The following is a 21,119-nucleotide window of genomic DNA, read 5'->3' as shown; positions in this document are numbered from 1 at the left end:
GCCGTCAACGGGCAAAGCCGAAAAGCGTCTCCTGATGCCTGCGGCGCATGTCCGCAGGCGTCAGGATTGTTCCGTTCAGGGCGCTTTGCCGGGCGCCCCCGGCTTACCCACCGAAATGTCGACTTTCTCAATCCCACCAGGGAAGTGACCGCCATCCCTATAGTCGGACGTGACCGGCGTATCGGCGTCGAAACCGATGTCCAGCGTGTCGCTCATTTCCGGCAGTTTAGATATGGTCCGCGCGATGCGGCCCTGTGCCAACTTGGTGCCGTTGGCGCTGATGATCATGTCACCCCCGGCATTCACGCCGCCATCATAGTGAAAGTCAAAGACCAGCCTGTTCTTCCCCGCTGGGAGAGGCTGGGCCGCCGCCACCTGTGACTGGTCGCCCGCCAGTTGCGATGCAGCGATCATCGCAACAGGTCGTCCATCCTCCAGATAGAAGCTCCAGCCCCCGAACTTGCTGCCCAGCGCGACGAGCGCGCCGGTCGCGGGCTCCTTCGGCATGTCGACATCAGCGGTGATGCGGAAACTGCGCGCCAGCAGTGGCGCGGCACTGACCGACGGTATGCTGATCCCTCCGCCCCAATAGCTGTAGGTCGAACGATGGGGCCGTTGCCCTTCGGCCGCACGGAACCGGGCAAGCGTCAGGCGGTCGTCCAGCGGCAGCACCTGGTTCCGCTCGGCCTCCTTGCGGAAAAGGGCCTGCATCTCCTTCAGCTTCGCGCCTTGGCTGGCGGCCAGGTCGCGCGACTGGGAAAAGTCCTTGCGCAGGTCATATAGCTCCCACTTATACTGATTGGGCAGGATGGAGCCGTCGCCACGCTTCCATGGCAGGTTGACTGGCGTGGTGCTTGCCAGCCAGCCTTGATGATAAATGGCGTGATTGCCCATCATCTCGAAATATTGGGTGTCGTGCCGCTCTGGCGCGCGGGGCGCGGCAAAGCTGTAGGCGAAGCTGACGCCGTCCATTCGCTGCTGTGCGACGCCATTGACGCTGTCGGGCGCTGGCAGGCCCGCAGCCTCCAATATGGTCGGCATCACATCGACCACATGGGTAAATTGTGACCGGATGCCGCGTTCCTTGATATGATCCGGCCAGGATACAACCAGCCCGTTGCGCGTCCCGCCCAGGTGAGAGGCATATTGCTTGAACCAGGGAAAGGGCGCGTTGGTCGCCCATGCCCAGCCATAGCCCCAATTGCCCACCGCATCGGGCCCGCCGATCTTGTCAAGATTGGCGAGCAGCATCCTGTCATCCTCCTGCATCGCATTGGCGAAGGATGACATGGGGTTCGAACTGCCATTCTCTCCGCCCTCGGCCGCCGCGCCATTGTCCCCTTCGATGAACATGATCAACGTGTTGCCGCTCTCGCCCATACGGTCGAGTTCGTCGAGGACACGGCCGATCTGTGCGTCCTGATAGGCGAGCATGGCTGCATAGACTTCCATGAAGCGCGCATTGATCCGGCGCTGATCGGGGGTGAGCGCGCTCCAGGCAGTCAAGCCTTCGGGCCGTGCTGAGTCATTGGTGGCAGAAGGAATGATGCCCAGCCGCTTCTGCCGCTTCACCGTGTCGGCGCGAACAGCGTCCCATCCCTTGTCGAACTGGCCCTTGAACTTGGCGATCCAGTCTGCGGGCGCCTGCAGCGGGGCATGCGCCGATCCGGTCGCATAATAGAGGAAGAAGGGTTTGTCGGGCGCAGCTGCTTTCTGATTGTGGATCCACTGGATGGCCTCGTCGGCCAGCGCCTTGTCCAGCACTCCTTCCTTGAGGGTCGGAATGGCGGTGGTGCCGCGATAGAGGGCGGGGGTGAACTGGTTGGTTTCGGCCGCCATGAAGCCGTAGAAATGTTCGAAACCCAGTCCGGTCGGCCACATGTCGAATGGACCGGCCGGCGATACATCGGCTTCGGGCGCATTATGATGCTTGCCCACCATCGCCGTATTGTAGCCGCTCTGGCGCAACACTTCCGCTACCGTCGCCGCGCTCTTGGGCAGGATATTGGTATAGCCGGGAAAGCCCGTGGACAGGTTCGCGACGATGCCGTTGCCGACCGCATGATGATTTCGCCCGGTCAGCAGAGAGGCGCGGGTCGGCGAACACATAGCCGTCGTGTGGAAACGGTTGTAGACCAGCCCGCGCGCTGCCAGCCGGTCCAGATTGGGCGTGGGTATCGGACCGCCGAACGTAGACGCCGCGCCGAAACCGACGTCGTCCGTCAGGATCAGCAGCACATTGGGTGCGCCAGCAGGGGCGGTGACCGCTTTGGGAAAGGCCGGGGCCGAATCGGCATAGGTTTCGCCGATCTTGCCCCGAAAGGGTTCTGGCGCTCGCGGGAGCACATTCTGTGCCGTGAGCGGCGCCGCGCCCCCCATCATAAGTGCCAGAAATCCAGCTTTATAGTTCAGTCCTGACCGCTTTCTCATCCTTCATCCACTCCCTATGCTTTGGCATCTTGTACGGATGCGTTTCGTACAGTACAAGCAGCCATAACGAACAAATATATCTGTGTAGGAGAGAATATGACCGTGGAGGTCCTTGACCGCGGCGCGCGTCGGCGCGTCGCTCGCAGGCTGCATTTGATGGGTGGCGCAGCTCTCATGCGCGGGCTCTCGGCGCTCATGCTAGCGGGCATGGCCGCACCGGTGATCGCTCATGCGCCGGATCTCACTGTGCCCTTTTCCGCTCCATCCAACTATACCGCCCATGCCCGGCTGTTCCAGGAACGCGTCACCCGCGTAGGAAAGACGCCGGTCTGGCAAATCGAATTTCAGGGCATGAACCTCGTCGTGGTAGAGGGTAGCGATGGGCTCGTCCTGCTCGATACCGGCATGAATCGCGATGTTGCGACTGCCGCTCTGGCCAAGATCAGGGCGCAGATTTCCACCAAGCCGATCAAGGCCATCATCTACACCCACCATCATCCTGATCATGTGAACGGGGCGGGGGTGTTCGTACCGCCAGCCGACGTCGCCAGCGGAAAGGTGCCGATCTTTGCGGCCTCGAATTTCCTGAAGGAGCTTTCCGACGAAGGAGTCGCCACGCTGCCCATCGTCGCCGCGCGCTCGGCCTACATGTTCGGCTTCAGCCTTGCAGGAAAGGAAGCAGAGGATTTTCACGTCGGCTGCTGCGGCGCTTTGGGTAAGGCGGGGAAGAATGAGTCCGCCTACATCCCGCCCACTCAGTTCGTCGATGTGGATGGCGGGCGCGACATTGAAATCGCCGGGGTGAAGCTGCACCTGTTCCACACCGGGGGAGAGGCCGCGTCGCACATCGCGGCATGGCTTCCCGACTATCAGGTGCTGATTTCGGGCGATGAGGTGCAGGGACCGACATTCCCCAATCTCCATTCGATGCGCGGCACGAAGATGCGCGACGCCAACCGCTGGATCGAGGCGTTGCGCAGGATGGAACGCTATGGCGCGGCCTGGATGGTGCCGATGCACGGCCCGGTCGTGGAAGGTGCGCCGCAGATCAAGGCGCTCCTGACCCGTTATGAAGATGCGATCCAATATACCCATGACCAGACGATCCGTCTGATCAACAAAGGCATGACGCAGGACGACTTGCCTGATGCTCTCGGGCCGTTGCCCGACTGGCTGCGCTCGGAGCCCTATACCACCGAATATTATGGCACTGCCGCCGATGCGGCGCGCAGTTATTATGTCGGCTATATCAGTTGGTTCTCCGGCGATGCGACCGACCTTGCGCCCACGCCACGTGTGGAGCGGGCCCGGCGGGAGGTGACGTTAATGGGTGGGCGGACACCCGTGCTCGCCGCCGCCAACCGCGCTTTCGAACAGGGGGACGCGCAATGGGCGGCGGAGCTTGCGACGCTGCTGATCGCCATTGATCATCAGGATATGGAGGCACGACGGCTGAAGGCAGCCGCCTTTCGCAAACTCGGCTACGCTACCTATAATAGCAACCGGCGCGGCTTCTACCTGATGGGCGCACTGGAACTGGAAGGAAAGCTGCAACAGGCAGGCCTGACCGCGCGCTACATGAACCCGGATAATATCCGCAAGATGCCAGTCGCGCTGATGCTTGAGCAAATCCGCTACAAAGTTGATCCCAAGCGCGCCGGAGCTGCCGCTCATACCGTCGCCCTGACCATCGCCGGGGAAAGCGACCCATGGCTGCTTGAACTGCGCAACAGCACACTGAAATTCCGCCGCGGTAAGGCGGACGGCGCGCCGGTCGTCCGGCTCGATCGGAATGCGTTGGGGGAACTGGTTTCCGGCAATCAGACGGTGGACGCACTGGTGAAAGCAGGCGCAATCACGGGCCCAGGCTTGGCAGCGCTGAAGCAGATTTTCAGCGCTCTCGACCTGACCCTCCAACCGATCAATCTCGTCATACGCTAGATAGTACGAAACAACTTCGTACAAATACGCGCTTTTACGCGTTAAAGGGGAGTAATTAACATGAACAGCTTCATCTCACGCGGCGCTTTGGCAATGTGCCTCGCCGCAGCCACGTCACCCGCCTTCGCGCAGGACGATGCCTCCGTCCAAAGCGGGGGTATCGAGGAGATCGTCGTTACTGCACAGAAACGATCTGAATCCCTCCAGAAAACGCCCATCTCGATGATGGCAATGACCGGCGCCGACATTGAAAAGAAGGGCATTGCCGACATCACCGACCTGCGGACCCTTGTCCCCAGCCTTGCCGTCACCCCCCATCCGAACAGCGCGACAACGGCTCGCGTATTCATTCGCGGGATCGGCAACAATGACGACCAGATCACCGTCGATCCCAGCGTCGCCGTCTATCTCGACGGCATCTACATCGCCCGCAACCAGGGACTGTCCGCAGAAGTCGCCGAGGTCGAAAGGATCGAAGTGCTGCGCGGACCGCAAGGCTCGCTCTATGGACGCAACGCGACAGGCGGCGCCATCAATTATATCACGCGCGCGCCCGAGCTGGGGGAGTTCTCTGCAAAGCAGACTCTTGCCATCGGCAATTACGACCAGTTCCGATCCCGCACACGCGTCAATATTCCCGTCGGAGAAACGCTTGCGGTGGAGCTGGGCTATCTGCACAGCCAGAAAAACGGCTTCGTCGACAACCCCGGCACTGGCGTCGACCGCTGGGGTGATCAGCGCCGCGACGCATATCGCGCGGCCGTGCTGTGGCAACCGACAGACGCCCTGCAATTGCGGTACACCTATGATCGTTCCGACATCAACGACACGCCCGTCTTCATGGTTGCCGCGCCCTTCTACCCCCGCATGGCGGATCGGCCGACAGCAGGGTCGCCGCTCGTCCGAAACCTCATGCCCAATGATGCCACCTCGCAGGGGCATAATCTGACCATCAGCTGGGAAGTCGCTGACGATGTAACGCTCAGGTCGCTGACCGGCTACCGGAAGCTCGCCAGCATCACCAATCAGAATTATCTGACCGGGGTGGCGGGTCCATTTCCCTTGATCCTGACTGGTTTTGACCAGAAGCAGGATCAGTGGAGCGAGGAACTGCAACTTGTCGGCTCCGCCTTTGACCGCCGCCTGGACTATGTCCTCGGCGCCTATTATTTCGATGAGGACGGCGAAAGCTCGGATTATTCCGCAATCACCGGGCGTCCCCGCATGGATCGGGTCGCAACGATCCACAACCGGGCTTATGCGCTGTACGGCCAGGCTACATTGCGTCCGGCCTTCATGGAGGGGCTGTATCTGACTGGCGGCCTGCGTTGGTCTCGTGACGAACGCAAGGCGACGCTCGACCAGACTATCGTCCCTGCGACGGGTTCACCCACCGTGCTGCCTCGCGGAGCAGGCGACAATCATTTCTCGAACATCAGCCCCAGCCTCGTCATCGGCTACAACGCCAATGCAAACCTCAATATCTACGCCAAATATGCGCGAGGATATAAGACGGGCGGCTACAATATCCGCGCAAGCAGCATCGCACGCTTCAACGAAGGATTCGGCCCTGAAACACTCGATTCCTTCGAGCTGGGTATCAAATCAAGCTGGCTCGACAATCACTTGCAGGCCAACCTTGCCCTGTTCCGGTCGAACTACAAGGATATTCAAACGAATATCCAGTCGGACCCGACGAACGTCGCAATCACCGATGTCTTCAATGCGGGCAAGGCGCGCATCCAAGGCTTTGAACTGGATTTGATCGCCCAGCCGATCGATGCACTCACCCTTTCGGTCAACTATGCCTATCTGGACGCCAAGTTCCAGCAAATCCTCGATCAAGCTGGCAATGACATCACGTCGCGCTACACCTTCGTGGAGGCTCCAAAACATACGCTGACCACATCTCTTGAATATCGCTTCCCTGACACGCCAATTGGCGTGCTCACCGCCAACATCGACTATTTCCTCAAGAGCAAGGTGTCGACGTCAACCGCCGATCCCCGCTATGTCATCGGCGACTATGGCCTGCTTAATGCCCGGCTTACATTGTCGGACATACCGGTTGGCTTCGGTAGCTGGCGCCTGTCGGCTTTCGGCAAAAACCTGACCGACAAGGAATATTATATCGCCCATTTCAATGGAGGGCTGCCAAGCGCGATCTTTGGCGACCCCCGCACCTATGGTCTTGAACTGACATTTGAATATTAAACCAAGCTTCTAATCGAAAATATGCGCCAGATGGCGTATAGGGTCTTTTGACCGCCTATGTTCATCAAGGGCAGGCGAAGCTTTGTTGACTTAAGGGGAGGCAAGCATGCGTTTCTGGCTCTCGATAATGGCGGTGCCTGAGCTTGATCAGATGATCGCACTGGCGCAACACGCGGAAAGTTGCGGATTTCACGGTGTTACCTATGCCGATCATCTGATCATGCCAGCCTCGATCAAGACGCCATATCCTTATACCGAGTCCGGTGAGATCTTCTGGCCCATGGATGCGCCATGGCCCGACCCCTGGATCACGCTGACGCTGCTGGGGGCTGAAACGCGCGAGTTGAGGCTGGCGACGAACATCTACCTGGCCGCTTTACGAGACCCGTTCACGGTCGCCCGTGCGGTCGCCACCGCGTCCGCCTACACGTCCGGCCGCGTGATCTGCGGCGTATCCGCCGGCTGGCTGAAGGAAGAATATGACGCCGCGGGTGTCGACTTCAAATCGCGTGGTCGGCGCCTGGACGAAATACTGGCAATTTGCCGCAGGCTTTGGGTGGGCGAAACGGTCAGCCATGACGGCGAATTCTTCCGGTTCGACGCTGTGCTGCTCCGCCCCTTGCCTCCCGGCCCGGTGCCTATCTGGGTCGGAGGAAAGTCGGCACCCGCACTGCGGCGAGCGGCGGCCAATGACGGTTGGCTGGGATTGCCCGCCACGGTGGACGACACGATCGCCATTGTACAACATCTCCAGGCGCTTCGGACAGAGATGGGATTGCCGGCATCCGGCTTTTCGCCTGTCATATCCCTCATCGAACCACTGCTGGAAAGTAGCGAAGAGCGTCTCGCCGGGCATGGGATCAACGATATGGTCGTGATCCCGTGGATGCCGACGCCGTGGGAAATGGAGAGCTATGTCGCGGAAGGATCGGACATCAGCCAGCTTTCCGTGAAAAAGGACGCGATCAGCCGCTTTGCCGACCGCGTTATCCACAGACGACACTGAAGAGATCAGATTGGCCTAGTTGTCACACCCAGGGAAATAATCGGCATCACCCACGAAGATAGTTGACGAAAACCGCATTTGGTACGAATCTGCAACCATAATCAGACATGGCCTGCCAATGTGCAGGGCAAAAAAGCTATAAAATAGCGTGTCATGACAGGGAGGATGAGGAAATGGGCGGTATCAATCGATCATTTGTATCCGGCGTGCTGGCGATGGTGCTGGCTTCACCGGCTCTTGCCCAGGAAACGGCAGTTCCTGGTAATCAGGGCGCGGAAGCCCAGGCGCAGCCAAATGGGACCGGGCTTTCCGACATCATCGTTACGGCGCGTCGCACCCAGGAAAGACTGCAAACGGTCCCGGTTTCGGTTACGGCTCTATCCGGCGAATTCTTGGAGCAGCAGAATGTGCTCGACGTCACAAGCGTCCCGCGCTTCACGCCCAACCTTTCGCTTCTGCAACAATCAACCAGCCTGACGGCCGTTTCTTTGTTCATCCGTGGCGTCGGCAATCAGCAGCCTGATGCGGCGACCGACCAGGCGGTGGGCGTCTATCTGGACGGCGTCTACATTGCGCGCGCCGCGGGCGCGATCTTCGACCTTGTCGATCTGGAGCGGATCGAAGTGTTGCGCGGCCCTCAGGGCACATTGTTCGGCCGCAACACCATCGGCGGTGCTATCCAGCTTGTCACCAAAAAGCCAACAGATGAGATGCATCTGGAAGCAAAGGCCGGCTATGCGAGCTATGACGACTGGTTTGTCCGTGGCCGTGTCGATACCGGCTTCATCGGCGGGTCGCCGATCAAGATTTCGCTCGCGGCCATGCATCGTGAACGTGACGGTTATATCGACAATCTTTACACCCCGGACAGCCGTGATCCCGGCGCACTGCGCAGCGATGCTATATATGCAGGCGTCGAAGCCGATCTCGGCAATGTGACGGTTAATTACAATTTCGACTTCAACTACCGGTCCGGCACCGCGCCCTATTTCCAGTTGCTGGCCGCGACGCCCAATGTCTTCAACTATTTCAGCCAGTCCCCCAATTTCGGAGGCGATCCATTTCTCATCAGCCCGGACCGGATCAATCCGGGGCTGCAGGACGGCTTCGTCGATCGCTTTGGCAATTTGCGCTATGGTGCCAAGTCGCGCATTTACGGCCATTCGCTTACCATAGCCTATGAGCCGATCGACGAACTGACGCTGAAGTCGATCACCGGCTACCGCCGCTTCTGGCAGGACACCATCCTGACGCTTGATGGCAACGGCTATCTGCGCGGGCCGGTCGTTGATTTCGATCCGGCTTCGCCCACTGGCGTGACCGTGGCCGATGTCGGCCTCTACAACGGCAACAACGCGCCGCAGAAACAATGGCAGTTCAGCCAGGAATTTCAGGCGCTCGGCTCATCGGGCGACCTGAATTATGTGGCAGGCGTCTATTATTTCTACGAAAAGGCGTCGCAGAACAACCGCCAGGCACTGACGCTTGTCGCGCCGACGGCCTTCCTGGAAGCCTTCGGTGTTCCTGCGACGACGGCTGCCAACATCCTGGCCAACCCGCAACTCACGCCCGGCGGCCTCATCGGCATCAACCTGACGCCCACCCTGGGCTTCCGGGCGACGTCGGAGTCCGCCGCCATATTCGGCCAGGCGAGCTGGAAACCCTCGGCGCTCGACGGCAAGCTAGAAATCACGGGTGGCGCACGCTACACGCAGGATCGCAAGACGTTGCAGCGCACGGACCTGCCGACGTTGACCGCGGCCACTGTGGTCAACAACGACAATATTTCCTGGCTGGGTTCGGTCAACTATCGCTTCACGCCGGACATCATGGCTTATGCGCGCGTATCGACAGGGTATCGTTCAGGCGGCATCGATCCGCAAAACCCTCAAGGACAGTTGACGACCTACAAGCCGGAAAAGGTGACGGCCTACGAACTTGGCCTGAAGTCGGAACTGTTCGACCGTCATCTCAGACTCAACCTGTCCGTCTACCAGACCGACTATTCCAACCTGCAAATCCAGCAGTTCCAGAGCGGAAGCGGTGGCGCCACGTCGGTCGTTTCAAATGCTGGTTCAGCGCGGTTCCGCGGGTTCGAGGCGGAAGCGACGGCCATTCCCTTCGCCGGGCTGCAAATCGACGGTTCGGTCGGCTATGTCCACCCGGATTTCAAGGAATATCTGTACCGCGATCCGGACTTCACATCCCCGACGTTCAACCAGCTGATCAACGTGGGGGATGAAGCGCACTTGTCGCAAACGCCCAAGTGGAACGCGCGCATCGGCGGCCAATATTCGGTAGATGTGGGCATCGGCACGTTGATGCTGCGCAGCGACCTTGCCTATCGCAGCCGCATCTATTTCTTTGCGCTCGACCGGGTCAATCCCTTCAACCGCGAAGTCAGCTCGCGGCCCGACTATGATCTGAGCGCTCGCATCTCGCTGTCTGATATTCAGGCCGGAAACGCCAAAATCGATGTTGGTCTCTGGGGCGCAAACCTGACCAATCAACGCAACCTTGATTTCGGCATCGATTTCGGCGGGCTCGGCTTCGGCGCGGGCTCCTACAAGAAGCCGCGCACGTTTGGCGGTGACGTCAAGGTCAGCTTCTGATCATGGCCATGGGCGGCCCGGTGAATTTCACCGGGCCGCCCTGCATATGCAAGCTGTTCAGAGGGCATAATCCAGCTGTGCCCAGAACTTCCTGGTGTCAGCATCACCGGCAAAGCTGCTGATCCCCTTCCTCTGATAATCTGCATATTTGACGAGTGCGCTGAGATGCTTGTCGATCTTCAACGCAAGCTGGGCATTATATTCGTCGCCATAATGGATCGAAAACCGGTCACTGCTGAAATGATGATAGATGAAGGACGCGACCAGCGGTCCTGATGTCCCGATCTTCGGCACGGTATAGGCGATCCCGCCATAATAATCCTGAATGCCGCTTCCCGGAGTGGTCAGGAATTTATCGGCCCATCCGTTGAACTTGTGCAGGGTCGCAAAGGGCGTCTGAAAGGCAAAGCCGCCCGCTACTCCCTTTGCCCCGCCGTCGGCACCCAGCAGTTCATATCCGCCGGTCAGCCGCAATGAAGCGACGTCCACCGCCATTTCTGCCGCGAAATAATCGGCCTTATAGTCTATCGGGTTCTTGCTATAATCGCTCTGCCGCGCGTAGCTGGCTAAATAGTTGAGCTTCACCTTCGGTGCGATGGGCACCGCTCCTGTAAAGCGCGCGCCATAGGTCTGGCTGCTGTTGCGCAGCAGCGCCGCCACGGGCTCATCTTCATCGATAAGATAGGCGAACCCGGTCAGCGTTCCGAACTTCGTTTTGTAGGAGACGTTCAGGAAGACATCGTCGCCCTCAATTTCGGTAGGCCGGTTGACCGCCCCGAACTTGCCGCCGTCGATGCCCCAGATGGTTCTCGCGGCTATGGCATAGGTCATGTCGACCTTCAGGTTCTTTATCCCCATATATTCGACACGCAGGGCATCGAATGTCTGCTCATTCTGGCGCCATGCGACAGAGCCTACGAAGCGCTGGTCATCGAGGTTGATGCGCTGGCGGCCAAGCGTCACGACCAACGGCTTGGTGCGATATTGCAGTTGCAGCCGGTTCAACTCGACGGTCTGGGGGTCGGGCACCAGCGGGTAGAGTGTCTTGCCGTTCACCCCGCTGTTATAATGCTCGTCAATCGCCAGCGTCCCTTCGCCTTCAGCCAGAAAGGCGAAGGGCCCCCTGGACAATTCCCCGCCAGCCCGCAAGCGCATGGTGACGGCATCAGCGTCCCGGCTGCTGGTCAACGGCAGTGGGCCGTCCTGATCAACCGTCTCGTAACGCAACCGCGCTTCGACGATCGGCTTGAGCACCATATCCTGCGCCAGGGCTGGCGCTCCACCCGCCGCCAACGCGGACGCCCCGAGCAAAATCTTCAATCCACCCATTCTTCCCCCTCTGTAGCTTGCCTGACTCCGGAAGCTCGCAGCGTGCCTTCGCGTCCGCGTCAGAAACAAAAAAAGCCGCCTGAGCTGGCCTGTTGACCAGTTCGGGCGGCGTCCTTGCCGATATCGATCCTGCTGGATCTTGGCTGGTCCCTACCATCATTGGCGGTCCGGCCTTCGTGTTGAAGCGTCCCTGCTCCGACTGGGATGAAGCTGTCATCGATCATCCCAGGCTGCAAGCAAAATTTTTGCGCTGCACAAATCGGCCCTTCACCTGTCTGGCCCTGCTTTGGGTTAACCCGTCGATTATGCCGCGACGGGCGGGAGCCAATCCTCTTCCCCATTGTTTCCCTTCTGCTCACGCATAGCTTAAGGCACTATCCGTGTTTCTCGTTCGGGGAGGAAAGGCGGCGGGCACTATTGGAGGTCAGCGGCATGCGGACCGGCATTTCCGAAAGACGCGCTCATCCGTTGCAGGCGGAAAGCGGCCTGCCCGGGCCTTTGCCGCGCATCTGCGGCGCTGACTCTTCGCCAAGGCGCGATATTCCTTGGCTTGTTAACATGGATGATAGTGCCGATCCCATTCTCGACCTTAGATGGCGGGAACGGGGAATACCGGCAGTTCCGGTCAGACCAGCGCTAGAAGGGTTCGGACGGGAATTGATCGAGGAAGCTTTGCCCCGCCAGCTCGGGGGCCCCACCAGCACGCAATTGATAAACGGCAGCATTTGCTGCCGCATCACCATGCCGCTCGTCATCCATGACGATGACAGCGGCTCCAACATCCTGGCAGGGGAGGACGGCCGATGACCCAAAATCTCGCTGGCAAACGCATCCTTGTCATCGAGGATGAATATTTGATCGCTGCCGATCTCAAGCGCGCGCTTACTGATGTGGGAGCGATCGTCGTCGGCCCGGCGGGCACGCTGGAAGCCGCGCAGATGCTGGTCGAGGAAGATTTCGATCTTGCCCTGCTGGACGTCAATCTGGACGGCGAACACAGCTATCCGCTGGCAAACAGGCTGCGCGATCGCTCGGTGCCCTTCGCCTTTCTGACCGGCTATGACGAATGGGCTCTCCCGCCCGCCTATCGGGAAGTGCCCCGGCTCGGGAAGCCGTTTGCAATGGCGCAGTTGATCAATGAATTGACGGCCCTCAGTCCGGCCGATCAGACATGACCGCCTTCTCCCGCCTTGCCGACCCAGCGCATCCGGCGATCCGCAGGCTGGCCGCGCTGGCTCCACTCGATCCGTCCGCGCGAGCTGCCCTTGCCGATGCCGCCCTGCGCAGCCGCGCGCTCAGGCCTGCGCGCGAACTGCTCGCCGAAGGTGCGCCGATCGCCAATCCGCTGCTGATCCTTAGCGGTTGGGCCGCGCGCGTCCGCTTCCTCACCGACGGGCGGCGGCAGATCATGAGCCTCCTGCTGCCCGGAGACCTCATCGGCAATTGCCGCCACAGCCGCCCCTTGTCGGTATCGACCATCGTGGCGCTGAGCCCGCTGACCGTTTGCGCGGCGCCGTCCCCGGGCTCCCCGTCGCTCGAAGAAGCCTATCATGTCAGCCACGCGCTCGACGAGGCCTATCTGCTGGCACAGATCACGCGCCTCGGCCGCTTCAGCGCGGAAGAGCGGGTGGTCGATCTCATGCTGGAACTGCGTGACCGTCTGACGCTGTGCGGTCTTGTGAGCGACGGCGGCTTCGCATGGCCCCTGACGCAAAGCGCCCTTGCCGACACGCTCGGCCTCACCCCGGTCCATGTCAACCGCACGCTTCAGCAATTACGCCGCCGTGGTGAGGTCGTCCTGCGCGCGGGTCGGCTCCAGTTGACCGATCCCGCCGAACTGATCCATCGCGTCGGCCATATCACCGCGCACGTTACCGCTACGCAGAGTTAAGTCCCGGAAAAGCAGATCAGGACTGCGGCATTAGCTGCGATCATAGGTCTTCAAGCCAAGAGAATAATTGTCGGCATCACGATCGTCGCGGACAAATCACTTGAACTGGGTTGAGTTCAGCCAAAGGCCTAAGTTCCTTCAGCAATAAATTGCACTGCTCAATATTTATCATGATGTTCAATTATACGAGCAACATGAATGACGGCAGAGCACCTCACTTCTCCTCTCCCCTTCAGGGGAGAGGATAGGAAGCCTTGCTGCGCCAGCAGCTAGGCGAACTTGGAGAGGGGGGAGCGAAGAAGAGAGGATATGCGGCTCCTTCCCCCTCATCCAACTCCACCTAAGCGGCTCCGCCGCCAAGGCTCCATATCCTTCTTCCCAGAGGGGAGAAGGGGCACGTGCAAACGCTCTAATGCCAGTTCCTCGCCGCGCCTGCCGAGCCCGTCGCTACCAAAATTCGAACAACGCTGACCCACCACCATCGATAGCCAAGAAAAAAGGCGCGATGCTCATCAGCACCGCGCCTCATATCCATTTCTTTCAACCTCCCGGCAGCACCTTAAAAGGCACATGCCGGAAGATTTGAACGACGCTATCTCAGCTGTTGGTTTCGGCCGGAGCCGGAGCTGCCTTGGCACGTGCCTTGCGCGGCGCCTTGGCGGCCTTGGGCTCTGCGCCACCGGCCGCGTCGGCAGCCTTAGCGGGCGAAGCCTTGGCGGCGGGCTTTGCCGCTGCCTTTGCGGGCTTGGCAGGCTTGCGCGCGGGAGCCTTGTCGCCAGCGTCTGCGGCTGCAGCCTTGGGAGCGGCCTTTGCGGCGTCTGCCTGCTTGGGTGCTGCGGCCTTCTCTCCACCGTTGGCGGCGGCAGGCTTGCGGCCAAGGCCCAGACGCGTGGCAACCGCGCGGCGGGCTTCGGAATAGCTCGGCGCGACCAGCGGGTAGGATTTGGGCAGGTTATAGCGCTCGCGATATTCATCGGGCGACAGGCCATGCGTCGCCAGATGACGCTTCAGCGTCTTGTAAGGCTTGCCATCGATCATGCTCAGGATGTGATCAGGCGAAGACAGGCTTTTGCGGACGGAAACCGCGGGCGTGTAAGTCGCCGCCTGCGCTTCGTTAGCATCCGCCGCCGGATCTTCAGTCAAGGCGATCCGCGTCGTACGGATAAGCTCGGCCAGCCCTTCGCTCGTAACCGAATTGTTGGAGACAAACGCACTCAAAAGCTGAACTGTGAGCGTCGTGATGTCGGGCTGCGATTCTTCAGACATTGGTACGCTTCTCCACACCGAATAACTGGGGCGACCTTCTGCGCGCTTTCAATTCAAATGTAAATAAGCTTTGCTCTTTTAGTCTCACGATATCTGTCCCTATGATGGACGATTCAGATGTTTTGCGCCCATGGCCGCCTCACAAGACTGCTCATCTTGCCCGCCGAATTGTTGACGCGGCAAGCAAGCATAGTGATTGAACATGCTTCAGCTTAGAATTGGGCCTGTAATCATCCTATGCATTGCTGCACGGGAAGCGCCTCTGATTTCCGGCTGCGCGGAATGGTTTACGGCCTGCAATAACTTGGGCGAGCATCCCCCAGGATCGAACAGCGGAAGCATTACGCGGTGCCGTTCGGTCTATCGCGGCTAAACCCTATTGGCGGGACAATGATCCCGCTTTTCCCGAAGACGGCAAAAAAAAGGGCCGATCCCGAAGGACCGGCCTAATGAGTTTTTAGGAGAGGATGCCTGAAAGGCAGGGCGGCATTTGCCGCCGCGGCCCCCTCCTGACAATTGTTTAGATCGGCAGTTCGATTGCAAGTCATGCAATCGTAACATATCCGGCACGCATCCTGTCCGGACGAGTGCCTGGCCTATTAGCCGTTCAGCTGATCCTTGACCGCCTTGGCGGGGGTGAAGGTCAGCTTCTTCGACGCTGCGATCTGGATGGTCGCGCCAGTCGAAGGATTGCGGCCTTCACGAGCCGGCTGGTCCTTGACCTTGAACTTCCCAAAGCCGCTCAGCGAAACTTCGTCACCCTTGGCAGCGGCGCCAGCGATAGCGGCAAACACGCCGTCCACATATTTGCGGGCGTCGGCCTTGGTCAGGCCATGCTCGGCTGCAACTGCTTCGGCGAGTTCGGTATTGTTCATCGATCGTCTCCCTTTCGTGGACGACGGGTCTTAACCTGTCTTATCGCCCGCAACTAGAGGGGTTTTTGCCGATTAACCGACATTTTCATGCCGGATTCGACCTAATCCGGGGGTTAAAGAGCGCTCCTGGCCCGTTCGGACCTTCCGATCCTCTCTCCGCCACGGTGATTCCCGGGCGTCCCGGACGACTCCTGATCGCCTCAAGCCGCGTCAAATGCTCCGCCGCTGCCACAGCCGGCCACCCAGCGCCTTGTCCTTCAGCACGGCGCGCGCCGCATTATGTCCCGGCGCGCCGCTCACGCCTCCGCCCGGATGCGTGCCCGCGCCGCACATGTAAAGACCCTCGACAGGTCCGCGATATGCGCCCTGGCCCAGCACGGGCCTTGCCGCCCACAACTGGTCCAGCGTCATGGCGCCGTGCATGATGTCGCCGCCGACCATGCCGAACTTCCGCTCAAGGTCGAGCGGCGACAATATGTCTCGCGCGATCACCGACGCGGCAAAGCCCGGCGCATAATCATCGATCGTGGCGATGACATCGTCCGCCGCTGCTTGCCCAGCATCGTCCCAGCTTCGTCCATAGGGCAATTGCGGCGCAAATTGCTGGCAGAACAGGCTTGCGACATGGCATCCCGGCGGGGCAAGGTTGTCGTCGATGATCGACGGGATCAGCATTTCGACGATCGGCGCGCGAGACCATCCGTCTGTCTTCGCGTCCGAAAAGGCGCGGTCCATATAGTCCATGTCCGGCGCGATGATGATCCCGGCTTCCAGATGTTCGCCCTTGCCGGGCAGGCAGGAAAAATCGGGCAGTGCCGACAGGGCGACATTCATGCGGAAACTGCCCGACCCCACTTTAAAGTTGCGCATGCGCTTGCGGAAGTCTTGCGGCAGGTCGGCGGGATTCATCATCTGTTCGTACAACAGCTTGGGTCCGACATTGGCGATCACCGCCGCGCCCATGACCTCTTCGCCGCTTTCCAGGCGCACGCCCACGGCGCGCCCGCCGTCCACCAGCACATGCTCGACCGGCGCTTCCAGGCTGATCTCGACGCCCATCGCTCTTACGACCCGCGCCATCGCCTGCGTGATCGCGCCCATGCCGCCGACGCTATGGCCCCACGCACCCTTCTTGCCGTTCACCTGTCCCATGACATGGTGCAGCAGGACATAGGCACTGCCGGGCGTGTCGGGGGACGCGTAGTTGCCGACCACGGCGTCGAAGGCGAAGACCGCCTTGACCGGATCGCTTTCGAACCAGCCATCCAGGAACGCGCGGGCGGATTTCAGGAACAGGTCCAGCAGGTCGCGCCGTGCCTCCAGCGGCAGTGCCGCCACCCGCTTGCCCTGCGACAGGGCCGCGATCAGCATCGGCAGCCCGTCGCCCGCATTGGGCGGCGTCTCCAGCATCAGCCCGCGCAGCACGTCCGCGATCCTCTCCAGCGTTGCCTGGTAATGGGGAAGGGCGGCCGCATCCTTCTTGCTGAACTTGGCGAACTCTCCTTGCGTCCTTTCCAGCCCGCCGCCCACTTTCAGATAGCGTCCGTCGGGCAGCGGCAGGAAATTGGCGATCGGCCGCTCGATCACGCGATAGCCGTGATCGGCGAGCGCCATGTCCTTGATCACCTTGGGATGCAGCAAGCTGACGGTGTAGCTCGCGACGGAATTGCGGAAGCCGGGGTGGAACTCTTCCGTCACCGCAGCGCCGCCGATTATGCCGCGCCGCTCCAGTATCCGCACCTTGTACCCCGCCCGCGCCAGGTAGAATGCGCAGACCAGCCCGTTATGCCCACCCCCGATAATGACCGCGTCATATTTATACATATGTACAACAACTCGGTTGGCGGGGGGAGGGTTCTCCTCAAAACTCTTTTAATTCACTACTTCCTTCACGACTTCCATACCGCCGCGCCAATCCCGCGCAAACCATCAACTGAATCTGATGGAACAGCATGACCGGCAATAATATCGGTCCCACCGCACTTGCCGGAAAAAGAACCCCCGCAATTGGCACCCCCGTCGCCAGACTCTTCTTCGACCCGCAAAACTGCAACACCACCGCATCTTCCCGCGACAGTCCCAGCAGTTTTCCCAGTCCCCAGGTAAACAGCAGCACCACTGCCAGAATAGCGATCGACAACAGCGCCATCAGCATCAATTCACCACGCGAAACCTTGTGCCACAGTCCCTCGACCACGGCCGCGCTGAATGCGGAGTAGACGATCAGCAGGATCGATCCCCGATCCACCCGTCCCAGCATAGCCTTGTGCCGCGACACGAAGCCGCCAATCCACGGCCGCGCCAGATGACCGAGCAGGAAGGGCAGGAGCAATTGCAGCACGATCCCCTCGATCGCCGACAGGGAAATCAGACTGCCTGCGCCTCCCGCCGCCTTCTGCATCAACAGCGCCACCAGCAACGGCGTCAGCACGATGCCCAAAAGGTTGGAAAAGGACGCACTCACCACCGCCGCCGCGACATTCCCGCGGGCAATCGCCGTGAAAGCGATCGACGACTGCACCGTCGATGGCAGCAGCGTCAGGAACAGCAATCCCGCCCGCATCTGAACTGGGATCGCCTCCACCTGCTGCGTCGCCAGCCCGATCAGCGGGAACAGCGCAAATGTCGTTCCCAGCGTCGCCAGATGCAGCTTCCACGCCTTCGCGCCGTTCCAGATCGCGTCACGTGACAGCTTCGCGCCGTGCAGGAAGAACAGGAGTACGATACCCGCGTCCGCAAATATCCCGACGACATGCGCGCCCTCTCCCCGCGCGGGCATGAAGGAGGCAAGCGCCACCATCGCAATCAGCAGCATGAGGAATGGGTCGGCAATTTCCCGAAGACGGCTCATCCCTGTGGCTGTAGGCAGTCTGGCGGGAAAAGAATAGACGCCGGGCCAATTCGCCGATTAGTGGACAGTCTGGAAATGGAGACTGACATGAGCGACGAGATCGGTATCATCGAACGGGACGGCGTCCTGGAAATCCATATCGATCGCCCGGACAAGAAGAATGCGCTGACCGCGGCCATGTACAACAGCATGACAGCCGCCCTTGCCGATGCGTCGGCGCGGAAGGATATCGGCGCGGTCCTGATCGCGGGAAAGGGAGACGCCTTCTGCGCGGGCAATGACCTTAAAGACTTCACGCAAGGCCCGCAGGGCGGCGCCGCGGCATTCGCCTTCATCCGCGCGATCGCAAGCTTCGACAAGCCGCTGGTCGCCGCCGTCCAGGGACTGGCGGTGGGCGTGGGCACGACGATGCTGTTCCACTGCGACCTTGTCTATGCAGCGCCCGACGCTCGTTTCATCATGCCTTTCGTCAATCTCGGCATCGTGCCGGAAGCAGGCTCAAGCCTGCTCGCGCCTGCCACCCTGGGCTATGCGAAGGCGGCGGCGATGTTGTTGTTGGGCGAACCGATGGACGCCGAAACGGCAGATCGCGCGGGCTTGGTAACGGCTGTCATAAACGGCAGCGAACTGGTCGAGCATGCTCGCGCAAAGGCATCCGCTCTCATGCAAAAGCCGCCTTTGGCCTTGGCCGCCACTCGGCGTCTGTTGAAGGGTGATCAGGCGCTGTTGCTTGATCGCATCGACGAGGAAGCGCGGCTTTTCGAGCAGATGCTGGAGTCGGAAGAAGCTCAGGAAGCCTTCGCCGCTTTCTTCGAAAAACGCCCACCCAAGTTCCGCCGGACCTGATAGCGAAGATGCAGGACGCGCGCCGCGCTAGAAAAGTCCAGGACGGTCAGCGCGATTTCGTTCAAGCAGCCATGCGAACCGGGTTCAGCACAGGAAACGGGAATAGGGATGAGCGACAAGGCCGGAACCATGGCTGATACAGTGCCAACCCCGGCAGGGCGCTTCACCCTGCTGGAACCACTGCGGCAGCGGACCTATCGCACCATCTGGATCGCCAGCCTCTTTTCGAATTTCGGCCAGTTGATCCAAGGCGTCGGTGCTGCCTGGCTGATGACGCGGCTCAGTGCATCGCCACAGATGGTGGCGCTGGTGCAGACCGCCCTCATGCTGCCCCTGATGCTGGTGGCGCTCCCCGCTGGGGCGATCGCGGATATGTTCGACCGGCGCAAGGTGGCGCTGGCCGGGCTCATATTCGCGTCCTTGATGGCCGTGGGACTGACGCTGCTTGCGGGCGCCGGGTTGCTCTCTCCTTGGACATTGCTGCTCTTCTGTTTTCTGATCGGGGCAGGGGTCGCTCTGTTCGGGCCTGCATGGCAGGCATCGATCGGCGAGCAGGTGAGCGGCGAACATCTTCCTGCAGCCATTGCCCTGGGAACGATCAGCTACAATGTTGCCCGCAGCTTCGGTCCGGCGATCGGCGGCATCATCGTGGCTGCCTTTGGAGCGATGGCCGCCTTCGCGGCCAATGCCGTCTTCTACCTCCCCTTGATCATCGCCTTCCTGCTTTGGCAGCGAGAGCATAAGCCTTCGCGCTTGCCGCCGGAGCGGATCGACCGGGCGATCATATCGGGCGTCCGCTACGCACTTCACGCACCATCCATCCGCGTGGTGCTCATCCGCACCCATGTCGTAGGGCTTGCCGGGGCATCCGTGTCGGCTCTGACGCCGCTCATCGCAAAGGACCTGCTGCAGGGCACGGCGAGCACCTATGGACTGCTGCTGGGCGCCTATGGCGTAGGCGCTGTGTTGGGGGCTGCCGGACTTGATTTTGTCCGTCAAAGATTGCGGCCGGAAAAGGCTGCCCGGTCTCTGTCCCTGCTGCTCGGCGCCATGATCCTCCTCGCGGGAGTCAGCGGCAATACGCTTCTCACCTGCACTGCATTGATGATCGCCGGAGCAGCCTGGATGATCCTGGTCGCGCAGTTCAACGTCGCGGTTCAAATGTCTGCACCTCGCTGGGTCACGGCGCGCGCGCTTGCCTGCTACGGCTCGGCATTGACGGGCGGGCTCGCGCTGGGGGCGTGGATTTGGGGATCGGTCGCCAGTGCATTCGGCACTGGTGAAGCGATGATGTTGTCGGGAGCGGCTATGATGTTGAGCGCGCTGCTGGGCCTCATCATTCCACTTGCCCCATCGCTGCCTGACGGCCTGGAAGAAAGCATCCTCACCCATCAACCGCAGGTCGGGTTGGCGCTGACGCCGCGAAGTGGGCCGATCATCGTGGAGATCGATTACAGGGTCGATATTGACAAGGCTCGCGATTTCTACGCGGCCGTGCAGAAGCTGCGCAGTGCTCGCCTGCGTAGCGGTGCCTTTGGCTGGTCAGTGGCGCGCGACATCGCCGATCCTGCGCTTTGGACGGAACATTATCACTGTCCGACTTGGGGCGACTATCTGCGCCAGCGCGACCGCATGACCATTAGCGACCGGCAGGTGGAAGACGCGGTCAACATATTTCATGAGGGCAGCAATGAAGGTCGGGTGCGGCGGCGGCTTGAACGGCCGACCGGTTCTGTGCGATGGCGTGCAGACACGCCAGACCGGCGGGATGAAGCAATCGATATAATCTATCCTTAGATCAACCGGTTCGGTCTGGGCCGACGGGAAGCGTTGTCAATATCGGCAGGAGCGTTAGAAT

Annotated in this window: 15 protein-coding genes; 9 read left to right on the top strand and 6 right to left on the bottom strand. The window is 60.6% G+C overall.

What is annotated here, in order from left to right; translation table 11 throughout:
• Positions 1-75: 75 nt before the first annotated feature.
• Positions 76-2,430 carry an arylsulfatase gene (locus NCHOL11_RS16125; protein WP_097093587.1) on the bottom strand — a complete coding sequence of 785 codons (2,355 nt, stop codon included), beginning with the start codon at positions 2,428-2,430 and terminating at the stop codon, positions 76-78.
• 96 nt (positions 2,431-2,526) lie between these two features.
• Between NCHOL11_RS16125 and NCHOL11_RS16120 the strand changes: the two genes are divergently transcribed.
• From NCHOL11_RS16120 to NCHOL11_RS16105, 4 genes are all read left to right on the top strand, one after another.
• Complete coding sequence (locus tag NCHOL11_RS16120) at positions 2,527-4,371, top strand: alkyl sulfatase dimerization domain-containing protein (protein ID WP_097093586.1); 1,845 nt, start codon at positions 2,527-2,529, stop codon at positions 4,369-4,371.
• Between the two features lie 60 nt (positions 4,372-4,431).
• The gene (locus tag NCHOL11_RS16115; protein WP_097093585.1) at positions 4,432-6,585 is read left to right on the top strand and encodes a TonB-dependent receptor; all 2,154 of its coding nucleotides are present in this window, start codon (positions 4,432-4,434) and stop codon (positions 6,583-6,585) included.
• Positions 6,586-6,691: 106 nt separating this feature from the next.
• Positions 6,692-7,591, top strand: coding sequence for a TIGR03619 family F420-dependent LLM class oxidoreductase (locus NCHOL11_RS16110; RefSeq protein WP_097093584.1), 900 nt, complete (start codon positions 6,692-6,694; stop codon positions 7,589-7,591).
• A 173-nt stretch (positions 7,592-7,764) separates the two neighbouring features.
• Positions 7,765-10,203: a TonB-dependent receptor gene (locus NCHOL11_RS16105; RefSeq protein ID WP_255254878.1), complete on the top strand. Its 2,439-nt coding sequence runs from the start codon at positions 7,765-7,767 to the stop codon at positions 10,201-10,203.
• 57 nt (positions 10,204-10,260) lie between these two features.
• Here the strand turns inward: NCHOL11_RS16105 and NCHOL11_RS16100 are convergent, their stop codons facing one another.
• Complete coding sequence (locus NCHOL11_RS16100) at positions 10,261-11,532, bottom strand: alginate export family protein (protein ID WP_097093583.1); 1,272 nt, start codon at positions 11,530-11,532, stop codon at positions 10,261-10,263.
• 558 nt (positions 11,533-12,090) lie between these two features.
• Here NCHOL11_RS16100 and NCHOL11_RS18100 point away from each other — a divergent pair.
• The 3 genes from NCHOL11_RS18100 to NCHOL11_RS16090 are packed head-to-tail and all read left to right on the top strand — an operon-like array spanning position 12,091 to position 13,423.
• Positions 12,091-12,339 (top strand): hypothetical protein, encoded by a 249-nt coding sequence (locus NCHOL11_RS18100; RefSeq protein ID WP_141397894.1) that lies wholly within the window; start codon positions 12,091-12,093, stop codon positions 12,337-12,339.
• Positions 12,336-12,707 carry a response regulator gene (locus NCHOL11_RS16095; RefSeq protein ID WP_097093582.1) on the top strand — a complete coding sequence of 124 codons (372 nt, stop codon included), beginning with the start codon at positions 12,336-12,338 and terminating at the stop codon, positions 12,705-12,707. Before NCHOL11_RS18100 ends, NCHOL11_RS16095 begins: the two co-directional genes overlap by 4 nt.
• Positions 12,704-13,423 (top strand): Crp/Fnr family transcriptional regulator, encoded by a 720-nt coding sequence (locus NCHOL11_RS16090; protein WP_097093581.1) that lies wholly within the window; start codon positions 12,704-12,706, stop codon positions 13,421-13,423. Before NCHOL11_RS16095 ends, NCHOL11_RS16090 begins: the two co-directional genes overlap by 4 nt.
• A gap of 597 nt (positions 13,424-14,020) precedes the next feature.
• On the opposite strand, the gene NCHOL11_RS16085 is transcribed toward NCHOL11_RS16090, so the two are convergent.
• The 4 genes from NCHOL11_RS16085 to NCHOL11_RS16070 all read right to left on the bottom strand — a co-directional run bounded on the left by NCHOL11_RS16085 (position 14,021) and on the right by NCHOL11_RS16070 (position 18,415).
• The gene (locus tag NCHOL11_RS16085) at positions 14,021-14,689 is read right to left on the bottom strand and encodes a MucR family transcriptional regulator (RefSeq protein ID WP_097093580.1); all 669 of its coding nucleotides are present in this window, start codon (positions 14,687-14,689) and stop codon (positions 14,021-14,023) included.
• A 599-nt stretch (positions 14,690-15,288) separates the two neighbouring features.
• Positions 15,289-15,564: an HU family DNA-binding protein gene (locus tag NCHOL11_RS16080; RefSeq protein ID WP_097093579.1), complete on the bottom strand. Its 276-nt coding sequence runs from the start codon at positions 15,562-15,564 to the stop codon at positions 15,289-15,291.
• A gap of 210 nt (positions 15,565-15,774) precedes the next feature.
• A complete protein-coding gene (locus NCHOL11_RS16075; RefSeq protein ID WP_097093578.1) occupies positions 15,775-17,388 on the bottom strand; it encodes a phytoene desaturase family protein in 1,614 nt (537 codons plus the stop codon).
• A gap of 37 nt (positions 17,389-17,425) precedes the next feature.
• Positions 17,426-18,415 (bottom strand): bile acid:sodium symporter family protein, encoded by a 990-nt coding sequence (locus NCHOL11_RS16070; RefSeq protein WP_097093577.1) that lies wholly within the window; start codon positions 18,413-18,415, stop codon positions 17,426-17,428.
• An 87-nt stretch (positions 18,416-18,502) separates the two neighbouring features.
• On the opposite strand from NCHOL11_RS16070, the gene NCHOL11_RS16065 reads away from it, so the two are divergent.
• Positions 18,503-19,261, top strand: a complete 759-nt coding sequence (locus tag NCHOL11_RS16065; RefSeq protein WP_097093675.1) for an enoyl-CoA hydratase — start codon at positions 18,503-18,505, stop codon at positions 19,259-19,261.
• 129 nt (positions 19,262-19,390) lie between these two features.
• The gene (locus NCHOL11_RS16060; RefSeq protein WP_097093674.1) at positions 19,391-21,058 is read left to right on the top strand and encodes an MFS transporter; all 1,668 of its coding nucleotides are present in this window, start codon (positions 19,391-19,393) and stop codon (positions 21,056-21,058) included.
• Positions 21,059-21,119 lie beyond the last annotated feature (61 nt).

This window comes from Novosphingobium sp. Chol11, assembly GCF_900218065.1.
GTDB lineage: Bacteria > Pseudomonadota > Alphaproteobacteria > Sphingomonadales > Sphingomonadaceae > Sphingobium > Sphingobium agri.
The sequence above is the reverse complement of the archived record's forward strand: the minus strand, read 5'-3'. Positions and strand labels throughout refer to the sequence as shown.

Coding starts and splice junctions, on each gene's coding strand:
- NCHOL11_RS16125 (WP_097093587.1), bottom strand. CDS start 2,430: ATGAGAAAGCGGTCAGGACTGAACTATAAAGCTGGATTTCTGGCACTT.
- NCHOL11_RS16120 (WP_097093586.1), top strand. CDS start 2,527: ATGACCGTGGAGGTCCTTGACCGCGGCGCGCGTCGGCGCGTCGCTCGC.
- NCHOL11_RS16115 (WP_097093585.1), top strand. CDS start 4,432: ATGAACAGCTTCATCTCACGCGGCGCTTTGGCAATGTGCCTCGCCGCA.
- NCHOL11_RS16110 (WP_097093584.1), top strand. CDS start 6,692: ATGCGTTTCTGGCTCTCGATAATGGCGGTGCCTGAGCTTGATCAGATG.
- NCHOL11_RS16105 (WP_255254878.1), top strand. CDS start 7,765: ATGGGCGGTATCAATCGATCATTTGTATCCGGCGTGCTGGCGATGGTG.
- NCHOL11_RS16100 (WP_097093583.1), bottom strand. CDS start 11,532: ATGGGTGGATTGAAGATTTTGCTCGGGGCGTCCGCGTTGGCGGCGGGT.
- NCHOL11_RS18100 (WP_141397894.1), top strand. CDS start 12,091: ATGGATGATAGTGCCGATCCCATTCTCGACCTTAGATGGCGGGAACGG.
- NCHOL11_RS16095 (WP_097093582.1), top strand. CDS start 12,336: ATGACCCAAAATCTCGCTGGCAAACGCATCCTTGTCATCGAGGATGAA.
- NCHOL11_RS16090 (WP_097093581.1), top strand. CDS start 12,704: ATGACCGCCTTCTCCCGCCTTGCCGACCCAGCGCATCCGGCGATCCGC.
- NCHOL11_RS16085 (WP_097093580.1), bottom strand. CDS start 14,689: ATGTCTGAAGAATCGCAGCCCGACATCACGACGCTCACAGTTCAGCTT.
- NCHOL11_RS16080 (WP_097093579.1), bottom strand. CDS start 15,564: ATGAACAATACCGAACTCGCCGAAGCAGTTGCAGCCGAGCATGGCCTG.
- NCHOL11_RS16075 (WP_097093578.1), bottom strand. CDS start 17,388: ATGTATAAATATGACGCGGTCATTATCGGGGGTGGGCATAACGGGCTG.
- NCHOL11_RS16070 (WP_097093577.1), bottom strand. CDS start 18,415: ATGAGCCGTCTTCGGGAAATTGCCGACCCATTCCTCATGCTGCTGATT.
- NCHOL11_RS16065 (WP_097093675.1), top strand. CDS start 18,503: ATGAGCGACGAGATCGGTATCATCGAACGGGACGGCGTCCTGGAAATC.
- NCHOL11_RS16060 (WP_097093674.1), top strand. CDS start 19,391: ATGGCTGATACAGTGCCAACCCCGGCAGGGCGCTTCACCCTGCTGGAA.